The following is a 9,303-nucleotide window of genomic DNA, read 5'->3' as shown; positions in this document are numbered from 1 at the left end:
GCTTCAGCTTGAACTCCAGCGACAGCTCGTACGGCGTGCCGCCGGCGTCGGCCGGACGGTGCTTCACCGCGTCCAGCACCTGCTGCCGCGCCTGCGTCGCGTACCGCTGCGCCTGTGCCGCCAGCCCCGGGTACTTGGCGAGGTCGGCCGGGTAGCTGATGCCGATGATGTGCGTCGGGGCCGTGTCGAGCACGTCCTTCAGCTGGACGCGCGGCGTCGGCGCGATCGCCGGGCGCGACGCGCCGGCGGAGCGCGACGCGCCGGCGGAGCGCGCGGACGGCGCCTCGTCCTGACCGCAGGCGGCGAGAAGCAGGCAGGCGAGCACGGGCGCGACCAGGACGGTCGCGCGGCGGAATGCGTTCGGGGGCGGGGTCATGGAGCGTCGGCGGAAACGGGCGTCGACGCGAAATTAATGTGCCGCGTGTGATGCCCGTATCGACGCGATCAGAACTCCGCGCGTCCCGGCAGCAGGCTGCGCAGTTCCGCATCGGTCAGCTTGCGCCAGCGGCCGGGCTTGAGGTGACCGAGCTGGACGGTGCCGATGCGGACGCGCACGAGCGTCTTGACCCGGTAACCGAAGTGCGCGGCCATCAGGCGGATCTGCCGGTTCAGGCCCTGCACGAGCACGATGCGGAAGCCGAACGGACCGAGCTTGCGCGTCCTGCAGGGCAGCGTCGTCTGTCCGTGCACCGGCACGCCGCGCGCCATGCCGCGGACGAATTCCTCGGTCACCGGCTTGTTCACCGCGACGAGGTATTCCTTCTCGAGCTTGTTTTCCGCGCGCAGGATCTCGTTGACGATGTCGCCGTTGCTGGTCAGCAGGATCAGGCCCTCGGAATCCTTGTCCAGGCGCCCGATCGGGAAGATGCGCTCCTGGTGGCCGACGAAATCGACGATGTTGTCCTTGACGCCGCTCTCGGTCGTCGAGGTCACGCCAACGGGCTTGTAGAGTGCGATGTAGACGTGCCGGCGCTTGCCGGGCGCGGCCTTGCGGACGGCGAGCTTCTGGCCGTCGACGAGGACCTCGTCGCCCCCGCCCACCTCGGCGCCGACGCGCGCGCGCAGGCCGTTGACCGTGACGCGGCCTTCCGCGATCAGCCTGTCGGCCTCGCGGCGCGAGCAGAAGCCGGTGTCGCTGATGTGCTTGTTCAGGCGCATGGGATCGGGGCGGAGCGGCGGGCGCGGCATGCTGTCACAACCGCGTCCGCGGCGCGACGCCGGCGGGCGGACGGTCAGTCCGCCAGCAGCTCGGCGTATTCGGGGTGCCGGCGGGTCCAGGCGGCTGCGTAGCTGCAGAGCGGCCGGACCCGCAGCCCCTCGGCGCGGGCATGCTCGAAGGCGGCGCGAACGAGGTCGCCGGCGATGCCACGGCCGCCGATGGCCTCCGGGACGCCGGTGTGCGTGATGGCGAGCACCCCGTCCTCGATCTCGTAGCTGACCTCCGCTTCCTGGCCGTCGAGGGCGACGACGAAGCGCTCGGATTCCGGTTCGTGCTGGACGTGCATGGTCGACCTCGCGAAAGAGCCTCAGCAGACACCGGGCGGCATCGACGCGCGGTGATCGTCAGAACCGGGGCGAGGCCAGGGCGCCCAGGAAATGCGCACCGACGCGGCTGTCCATCAGCAGCATGAAGAGCACGCCGTAGATCGCGCCGGACAGGTGCGCATTGTGGTTCACGCCGTCCATGCTGTTGCGGTCGGCCCACCACGACCAGGCCACGTAGCCGATGCCGTAGAGGATGGCCGGAATGGGGATCGGCACGTAGATCATCATCCACGGATCGATCAGGATCGCCGCGAACACCAGCGCCGACACCGCGCCCGATGCGCCCAGGCTGCGGTAGCGCGTGTCGTCGCGATGCCGCAGGTAGCTCGGCAAGATCGCGACGACGATCGCCGACAGATAGAACAGCAGGTATACGAACGGCCCGGCGATGCCGCCGACGACCTGCTCGGCGAGCCGGCCGAAGAAGAACAGCGTGATCATGTTGAACAGCAGGTGCGACCAGTCCGCATGCACGAAGCCGTGCGTGAGCAGGCGGTCGGGCTGGCCGCGTTTCACCGCCGGCGGATAGAGCAGCAGGCGATCGAGCAGGCGCGGCTTATGGAAGCCGAGCCACGAGACGCCGACGGTGATGGCGATGAGCAGGAAAGTCAGCATGTGCGGCTCGCGCGGGTGGTCGGGCTCAGGCCCATTCGGTGAGGCCTTCGCGCTCGTACAGGCGCGCGAACGAGGGGCGCGCCTTCATCGCGGACGCCAGCGCGCCCAGGTGCGGCCATCGGTCGCCGGGGCGGGGCATGCCGCGCGACCATCGCAGCAGCATCGTCAGGTAGAAGTCGGCGACCGTCGGCCCGACGCCGAGCAGGAAGGGGCCGTGCGCGGCGAGGTGGTCGTCGATGCGCTGCCAGGCGGCTTCGATGCGCGGCACGACGTGCTCGCGCGAAACCACCGCGTTGGCCTCGCCTGCCACTTCGTGCGGATACCACCAGATGCGGAACAGCGGCTGCACGGCATTGGCGAGGTGGAACATCCACTGCGTATGCGCGGCGCGTTGCGGGGAATCAAACGCCGGCGCGAGCGTGCCGGCGCCGTGGCGGTCACCGAGCGTCATTGCGATCGCGGCGGCCTCGAACAGCACCTCGCCGTCGTCGACGTAGGTCGGCACGACCCCGTTGGGGTTGATCGCGAGGTATTCAGGACGCTTCTGCTCACCGGCCGCCGTGTCGACGCGGCGCAGTTCGACGTCGAGCCCGAGCTCGATCAGCAGCCAATGGACGACGAGGCTCGCGGCCCCGGGAGCGAAGTAGAGAGCGCGCATCGGGTTCTCCGGCAGGGGCCCGCATGATCGCATGTGCCCCGGCTACCATGCCCGGGCCTTCCCCGAGTCTTTCCCGATGACCCGTACGCCGCTGCTCGCCGCCCTGCTCGCCCTCGCCCTTCCCGCAGCCGCGGCCGACCGCGCGCAGGACACGCTGACCACCGTCGCCGAGCGCAGCGGCTTCGTCCGCACCGGCCGCTACGACGAGGTCATCGCCCTCTGCGACGCGTTCGCCGCGCGGTATCCGCAGGCGGTTCGATGCGAGACCTTCGGCACCACGCCCGAAGGACGGCCGATGAAGCTGCTCGTCGCATCCACCTCGGGGGCGCTCACGCCCGACGCGGCCCGCGAGCGCGCGCTGCCGGTCACGCTCATCCAGGGCGGCATCCACGCGGGCGAAATCGACGGCAAGGATGCCGGCTTCCTCGCACTGCGCGAACTGCTCGACGGCAAGGCCGCGACGGGAGCGCTGTCGAAACAGGTCTTCGTCTTCGTGCCCGTCTTCAACGTCGACGGCCACGAGCGCTTCAAGGCGTGGAACCGCCCGAACCAGCGCGGCCCGGAGGAGATGGGCTGGCGCGTGACCGCGCAGAACCTCAACCTCAACCGCGACTACATGAAGGCCGACGCGCCCGAGATGCGCGCGATGCTCGCGCTCATCGAGCGCTGGGACCCGGTCGTCTACGTCGACCTGCACGTCACCGACGGTGCGAAGTTCCAGCACGACGTCTCGATCCAGGTGGAGCCCGTCAATTCGGGCGACGCGCCGCTTCGCGCCGCCGGTCGCGCCTTGCGCCAGGGCACGATCGACGCGCTCACGCGCCGGGGCGGCCTGCCGCTGCCCTTCTATCCGTCGTTCGTGAAGGGCGACGATCCGTCATCCGGCTTCGAGGATGGCGTCTCGACGCCGCGCTTCTCGACCGGCTACATGCAGCTGCGCAACCGCATGGCGATGCTGGTGGAGACCCATTCGTGGCGGCCTTACGCCTACCGCGTCCGCACGACGCACGACGCGGTCGTCGCCGTGCTGCAGCAGGTTGCCGCGAACGGCGTCGCCTGGCGTCGCCTGCAGCAGCAGGCCGACGAGCGCGCCACGCAGCTGGCCGGGGACGTCGTGCCGCTCGACTACAAGGCCACCGACGCCGTACGCACGATCGACTTCAAGGGTTACGCCTACACGCGTACGCCGTCGGCGATTTCGGGGGCGCTGATGACGCGCTACGACGAGTCGAAGCCGCAGGTCTGGAAGGTGCCGCTGCGCGACGTGATCGTGCCGGGCACCACCGCAATCGCCCCGCGCGCCGGCTATCTGGTGCCGCCCGCGTGGGTTTCGCGCATCGCACCGACGCTCGATGCGCACGGCGTCCGCTACGAGCGCATCGCGACGCCGCTGCATGGCGTCGCCGCGCAGGCCTGGCGCGCGGATGCGATCCGCTTCACGGGCGATTCGTTCGAGGGGCACCAGCGCCTCGATGCCGACGGCCAGTGGAAGGCCGAAACGCAGGACGTCGCGGGCGGCGCGCTGTTCGTGCCGATCGCGCAGCCGAAGGCACGACTGGTGATGGGGCTGCTCGAACCGAAGGCGCCGGATGCCATCGCCGGATGGGGCCTGCTCAACGCCGCATTCGAACGCAAGGAATACATGGAGGACTACGTCGCGGAGGAAGAGGCGGAAAAAATGCTCGCCGCCGATCCCGCGCTGCGCGCCGAGTTCGATCGGCGGGTCCACGACGACGCGGCGTTCGCGAAGAGCCCGCAGCAGCGGCTCGAGTTCTTCTACCGCCGCCACACGGCCTGGGACGACCGTTACGGGCTCTACCCGGTGCTGAAGCTCGACCGCGATCCGCGCTGAGCCGGGTCACCCGGCCAGCATCGCCTCCAGCCGCATCGCATCGGCCGTGGCGTGGCCGATCGCGGTGTTGTCGAGGATGACCCAGGCGTCGTTTCCCGCGTCGAGCGCGCGACGGATGTCCTGGGCCCAGCGCGCGAGCCCTTCGTCGCGGTAGGCGTCGTAGTAGACATGCGGCGAGCCGTGCAGGCGCCAGTAACGCACGGCGCCGGCGCCCGCCGCTTCCGCTGCCGCAGGCACGCGCGCGGGATCGGCAGCGACGCGACCGACTGCGAATCGTGACCAGACCTCGTCGATCTCGGGCGCGAACCAGCTGGCATGGCGCGGCTCGCACACGACCGGCCCGTCGATCCGCTCGCGCAGGCGCGCGAAGAAGTCCGGTGCGACCTCCGGCTCGAAAGCGAGGCTCGGCGGCAACTGCACCAGCACGGGCCCGAGTCGGCCACCCAATGCGCCGACCTGCTCCGCGAACGCGTCGATGTGCGCGCCCGGATCACGCAGCCGCGCATCGTGGGTCACCGCGCGCGGGAACTTCACCGCGAAGCGGAAGTCGTCCGGCACCGACGCCGCCCACTTCGCGTACGTCTTCGGCTGGTGCGGGCGGTAGAAGGACGAATTGATCTCGACGGCGCGAAAACGCCGCGCGTAGCGCGCAAGGTGCGTGCCCTCGCCTTCGAACAGGTGCGCCTGCGCGCCGGGAATGCCCCAGCCCGCGCAGCCGATGCGGACGTCGCCAGTGGTCGCCATGTCGCGCAGGCTGCACGGACCGGCCGGCTGCACCGCGTGAAGCTCAGCCGGCCGGCAACATCCAGCGGTCGATCACGTCGTAGCGGCCCGCATGGCTGTGCACCAGCACGAAGTCCTCGACCGGCCACGAGATCGGCTCGATGACCGACTCCTCGGGCCTGCCGCGCATTTCGCGCATCACCGTGACGTGCGGCGAAAAGTGCTCGTGCACGCGGTACGGCACCGCTGCGTCGTCCAGCGCGTGGCCCAGTGCCGACCACAGTGCGTCCAGCCCCGAATTGCCTTCCGGCGCCAGCCAACCGACCCGCGGCCCGGCGAAGCCGCCCGCACGATCGACGACGAGATGGAAGGCGCGCGCGTCCACCGCCGCCGCGGCGGCGCGGGCCGTCGCAGCGATCGCGTCCAGCCAGCCGCTCCACCCACCGAGAAAATGCAGGGTGAGGTGGTACTTCGCCGCCGCGATGCGGCGGCCGCGACCGCGGAACGCCGCGACGCCGCCGACCGCCGATTCCAGCGCACCGCGCACCGTGTCGTCGGGCCAGAGGGCGAAGAAGAGCCGGTGTCCGCCGGCCCCGCGCGCGTTCGGGGAATCGCTCATGCATCGAGTCTAGGCCGGGCGGCGTCGCCGGCGCTTCATGCCGCCCCGACACATCGGCCCGGACGATGCATTCGAAACGGAGGAGCCCATGGCCAGCAAGAAAGCCGCGACGAAGAAGCTCGAGCAACCCGGTCGCCAGCGCCCGATGGCACGCCAGCCGGAGACCATCCGCGAGAGCTATCGCGGCAGCGGCAAGCTCGAGGGCAAGGTGGCGCTGATCACCGGCGGCGACAGCGGCATCGGCCGCGCGGTGGCGGTGCACTTCGCACGCGAAGGTGCGGACGTCGCCATCATGTACCTCGACGAGGACGACGACGCGCGCGACACCGAGCGCCTGGTCGCCGCCGAGGGTCGGCGCTGCCTGCTGCTGCGCGGCGATGCGCGGAGCGAGGCGCGTTGTCGCTGGGCCGTCGAGCAGACGGTCGCGAAGCTCGGCGGGCTGAACGTCCTGGTCAACAACCTGGCCGACCATGTGTCGCAGGACCGGCTCGAGGACGTCAGCGCGAAGCAGCTGAAGATGACGTTCGAAAACAACGTCTATCCCTTCTTCTACGTCACGCGCTTCGCGCTGGAGCACATGCGCGAGGGCGACGCCATCATCAACAGCGGCTCGGTCACGTCGTTCCGCGGCAGCGAGCACCTGCTCGACTACGCCTCGACGAAAGGCGCGATCGAGACGTTCACCTATTCGCTCGCGAAGAACCTGGTGAAGCGCGGCATCCGCGTCAACGGCGTAGCGCCCGGTCCGATCTGGACGCCGCTGATCACCTCAACCTACGGCCCGAAGGAACAGAAGGCATTCGGCAAGGACACCCCGATGGGCCGTCCCGGCCAGCCGAGCGAGCTCGGCCCGGCGTACGTGTTCCTCGCGAGCGAGGACAGCAGCTACGTCACCGGGCAGTTCATCCACGTCAACGGCGGCAGCTTCATCGGCTGAGCCTCAGGTCGCCGGACGATAGCCGCGCAGAAGGTCCGTGCCGGGCTGGCGCACGCGGAAGGCGAGGCTGATGCGCGGGGCGACGTCCGCGGCCGTCTTCGGCACGCCGTGGTCGTGCGTCGATTGCGAGGCGTGGCTCATCACCAGCAGGCTTCCGGGCTCGAGCGGCAAGCGGATACGCCGCCCGGGCGTGCCGGGCTTCGGGGTGATCAGCATGTCGCGCAGGCCACCGAGCGAGACCAGCGCGATCGGCTGGCCCGGCAGCAGCGCATGCAGCGTGTCGTTGTGCGGCGCCACGCTGTCGCGGCCGTCGCGATAGAGATTCAGGCCGACCGAATCGAACGGCGCATCGACCGCGCCCCGCACCGCCGCGAGCGCCTCGTCGATCACCGCGGGCCGCGGCCCGTCGAGCGCGTACGAGGCGATCAGCCGAGGCACGTCCACCACGCGCTCGTACATCGTGCGCTGATGCGCCTGCCAGTCCACCTCCGCGCGCAGGACTTCGAACCAGCGCGCGGCGGTGTGCGGGTCGACCAGCCCCGGCCGATAACGGATGCCGCCCCCGGCGTCCTCCCACAGGACGATGTCGCCGGTGGCGAAAAGCGCGGGCTGGTCCGGCGACGGGGTCATGGGCGAAGCATCGCGCGCGGCGCTTCGGGTGCCGGTGAAGCTCAGCCGAGCGGCTCGACCTCGACCGCCGTGCCGTAGCAGAGCACCTCGGTGAGTCCGGCCATCAGCTCGGTCGCGTCGTAGCGCACCGCGATGATCGCGTTGGCGCCGAGCTGCCGACCATGCACCAGCATGTCCCGGTACGTCTCCTGCCGCGCCTGCTCGCAGAGCTGCGTGTAGATGGTGATGTTGCCGCCGAAGATCGTCTGCAGGCCGCCGAGGAAGTTGCCGACGATGGAACGCGACCGCACGGTGATGCCACGGACGATGCCGTGGTTGCGCACGATGCGGTAGCCCGGGAGTTCGAGCGCGGTGGTGACCATCGCATCGGTGAGCGACAGGCCCGACGGCGACGGGCGGGCGGACTGGTTGTAGGGATCCATGCGGCCTCCTGGGAAGGCCGCATCATTCCACGGCCGCTCGGGCGCGACCGGATCTGCCGACCGCCGGTCAGCGTTTGGGAGACAGTTTCGCCTTCGACGGCAGGACCTCGGCGCGACCGACGGGATTGCGGGGATCCGTGCCGCCTTCGAGCGTGCCGCGACGCTTGTCCCAGGCCACCGTCTGCAGGTTGCCCCACGTCGACTCGCCCGCGTTGACCTTGTGCCCCATCGCCTCGAGCGCGGCGACGGTCGTCGCGTCGAGCGCACCGGGCTCGGCGGAGATCACGTCCGGCATCCACTGGTGGTGGATGCGAGGCAGTGCGGCGACCTGCTGCGCCGACAGCCCCGCGTCGTAGCCGAGGATGCCGAGCAGCACCTCGGTGATGATCCGGCTGCCGCCGGGTGCGCCGATCACCGCGAGCTTGTCCTTCGAGTCGATGAAACTCGGCGTCATCGAGCTCAGCATCCGCTTCCCGGCTTTCGGCGCGTTGGCCTCGAAGCCCATCACGCCGAACGCGTTGGCCGTGCCCGGCTTGAGCGCGAAGTCGTCCATCTCGTTGTTGAGCAGCACGCCGGTGCCCGGCGCGACCATCCCCGAGCCGTACGTGAGGTTCACCGTCTGCGTCGCCGACACCAGGTTGCCCTGCGCATCCATGATCGAAAAGTGCGTCGTCTCGTCGTCTTCCAGCGGCGCGGGTTGCCCCGGCAGCAGGTCGCTCGGCGTCGCCTTATCCGGGTGGATCGTGGCGCGCAACCCGGCCGCGTAGTTCGGATCGAGCAGGCGCGACAAGGGCATCTTCACGAAGTCGGGATCGCCCAGGTAAATGGTGCGATCGCGGTATGCGCGGCGCATCGCCTCGGTGAGCACATGCGTGCGATGCGCGGGATCGAGCTTGGCGAGGTCCCAACCGGAAACCGTCTGCAGGATCTCGGCTAGCGCCACGCCGCCCGACGACGGCGGCGGCGCCGTGGTGATGCGCCAGCCGCGGTACTGGAAGCGCAGCGGCTCACGCTCCCGCACGCGGTAGCCGGCGAGTTCCTCGGCCGTCCAGCGACCGCCCTCCTCCTTGACCGCGGCGAGCAGCTTCGTCGCGGTGTCGCCCCGGTAGAAGCCGTCGCGGCCGTCCCGCGCGATGCGTTCCAGCGTGCGCGCGAGGTCCGGTTGACGCAGCAGCTCGCCTTCCTTCGGCGGATCGCCGTCGGCGAGGAAGACTTCGCGCGTGCCCGTGCGCGACGGCCAAGCCGGCTACACGCCCAATCCGTGGATCGGCGCGGCGCTGACCGGCCTGCTGGTGGGGCGAC

At 70.2% G+C, this 9,303-nt stretch carries 10 protein-coding genes and 2 pseudogenes; 2 read left to right on the top strand and 10 right to left on the bottom strand.

What is annotated here, in order from left to right; all coding sequences use genetic code 11:
* The 5 genes and pseudogenes from ACY35P_RS14070 to ACY35P_RS14050 all read right to left on the bottom strand — a co-directional run.
* Positions 1 to 376, bottom strand: a pseudogene (locus ACY35P_RS14070) (hypothetical protein); the annotation flags it as partial.
* 68 nt (positions 377 to 444) lie between these two features.
* A complete protein-coding gene (locus ACY35P_RS14065) occupies positions 445 to 1,188 on the bottom strand; it encodes a pseudouridine synthase (RefSeq protein ID WP_462116466.1) in 744 nt (247 codons plus the stop codon).
* 44 nt (positions 1,189 to 1,232) lie between these two features.
* Entirely contained in the window at positions 1,233 to 1,505 is a 273-nt protein-coding gene (locus tag ACY35P_RS14060; RefSeq protein WP_462116465.1) for a GNAT family N-acetyltransferase, read from the bottom strand.
* A 58-nt stretch (positions 1,506 to 1,563) separates the two neighbouring features.
* On the bottom strand, positions 1,564 to 2,160 hold the full coding sequence (locus ACY35P_RS14055) for a rhomboid family intramembrane serine protease (protein ID WP_462116464.1): 597 nt from the start codon (positions 2,158 to 2,160) through the stop codon (positions 1,564 to 1,566).
* Between the two features lie 25 nt (positions 2,161 to 2,185).
* Positions 2,186 to 2,818, bottom strand: coding sequence for a glutathione S-transferase family protein (locus ACY35P_RS14050; RefSeq protein ID WP_462116463.1), 633 nt, complete (start codon positions 2,816 to 2,818; stop codon positions 2,186 to 2,188).
* A gap of 76 nt (positions 2,819 to 2,894) precedes the next feature.
* On the opposite strand from ACY35P_RS14050, the gene ACY35P_RS14045 reads away from it, so the two are divergent.
* The gene (locus ACY35P_RS14045; protein ID WP_462116462.1) at positions 2,895 to 4,670 is read left to right on the top strand and encodes a M14 family metallopeptidase; all 1,776 of its coding nucleotides are present in this window, start codon (positions 2,895 to 2,897) and stop codon (positions 4,668 to 4,670) included.
* A gap of 6 nt (positions 4,671 to 4,676) precedes the next feature.
* On the opposite strand, the gene ACY35P_RS14040 is transcribed toward ACY35P_RS14045, so the two are convergent.
* Together ACY35P_RS14040 and thpR are read right to left on the bottom strand one after the other, a co-directional pair.
* The gene (locus ACY35P_RS14040; protein ID WP_462116461.1) at positions 4,677 to 5,414 is read right to left on the bottom strand and encodes a DUF72 domain-containing protein; all 738 of its coding nucleotides are present in this window, start codon (positions 5,412 to 5,414) and stop codon (positions 4,677 to 4,679) included.
* 43 nt (positions 5,415 to 5,457) lie between these two features.
* Positions 5,458 to 6,012 carry an RNA 2',3'-cyclic phosphodiesterase gene (thpR, locus tag ACY35P_RS14035; protein ID WP_462116460.1) on the bottom strand — a complete coding sequence of 185 codons (555 nt, stop codon included), beginning with the start codon at positions 6,010 to 6,012 and terminating at the stop codon, positions 5,458 to 5,460.
* Between the two features lie 88 nt (positions 6,013 to 6,100).
* Here thpR and ACY35P_RS14030 point away from each other — a divergent pair, with 88 nt between their 5' ends.
* Positions 6,101 to 6,949: an SDR family oxidoreductase gene (locus tag ACY35P_RS14030; protein ID WP_462116459.1), complete on the top strand. Its 849-nt coding sequence runs from the start codon at positions 6,101 to 6,103 to the stop codon at positions 6,947 to 6,949.
* A 3-nt stretch (positions 6,950 to 6,952) separates the two neighbouring features.
* Here the strand turns inward: ACY35P_RS14030 and ACY35P_RS14025 are convergent, their stop codons facing one another.
* The 3 genes and pseudogenes from ACY35P_RS14025 to ACY35P_RS14015 form a co-directional block, all read right to left on the bottom strand.
* Complete coding sequence (locus ACY35P_RS14025) at positions 6,953 to 7,579, bottom strand: alpha-ketoglutarate-dependent dioxygenase AlkB (protein ID WP_462116458.1); 627 nt, start codon at positions 7,577 to 7,579, stop codon at positions 6,953 to 6,955.
* A 41-nt stretch (positions 7,580 to 7,620) separates the two neighbouring features.
* Entirely contained in the window at positions 7,621 to 8,001 is a 381-nt protein-coding gene (locus ACY35P_RS14020) for a YbjQ family protein (RefSeq protein WP_462116457.1), read from the bottom strand.
* A gap of 67 nt (positions 8,002 to 8,068) precedes the next feature.
* Positions 8,069 to 9,226: pseudogene (locus tag ACY35P_RS14015) on the bottom strand (gamma-glutamyltransferase family protein); the annotation flags it as partial.
* Positions 9,227 to 9,303: the final 77 nt, after the last annotated feature.

Source organism: Lysobacter xanthus, assembly GCF_047159895.1.
This window is presented reverse-complemented; position numbering and strand designations above follow the sequence as displayed.